General features: G+C 58.7%; 1 rRNA gene. It reads left to right on the forward strand.

The annotated features are described in order from the left end of the window. Positions 1-772: ribosomal RNA gene (locus AC5Y36_RS25810) — 23S ribosomal RNA — on the forward strand; the annotation flags it as partial.

Here is a 772-nt window from a genome sequence, read left to right on the forward strand (position 1 = left end):
AGGGGTGTAGTGGCGTGTTGTGGACCCGAAGCGGAGTGATCTACCCATGGCCAGGGTGAAGCGCGGGTAAGACCGCGTGGAGGCCCGAACCCACTTAGGTTGAAGACTGAGGGGATGAGCTGTGGGTAGGGGTGAAAGGCCAATCAAACTCCGTGATAGCTGGTTCTCCCCGAAATGCATTTAGGTGCAGCGTTGCATGTTTCTTGCCGGAGGTAGAGCTACTGGATGGCCGATGGGCCCTACTAGGTTACTGACGTCAGCCAAACTCCGAATGCCGGTAAGTGAAAGTGTGGCAGTGAGACGGCGGGGGATAAGCTCCGTGCGTCGAGAGGGAAACAGCCCAGATCGCCGGCTAAGGCCCCTAAGCGTGTGCTAAGTGGAAAAGGATGTGCAGTCGCGAAGACAACCAGGAGGTTGGCTTAGAAGCAGCCACCCTTGAAAGAGTGCGTAATAGCTCACTGGTCAAGTGATTGTGCGCCGATAATGTAGCGGGGCTCAAGCACACCGCCGAAGCCGCGGCAACCCTGTATGGGGTTGGGTAGGGGAGCGTCCCCTCACCAGTGAAGCCACCTAGTGATGGTGTGGTGGAGGTGTGGGGAGTGAGAATGCAGGCATGAGTAGCGATAAGGCAAGTGAGAACCTTGCCCGCCGAAAGACCAAGGGTTCCTGGGCCAGGCCAGTCCGCCCAGGGTGAGTCGGGACCTAAGGCGAGGCCGACAGGCGTAGTCGATGGACAACGGGTTGATATTCCCGTACCCGTGTGTGCGCGTCC

Source organism: Mycobacterium sp. NGS50, from assembly GCF_059812545.1.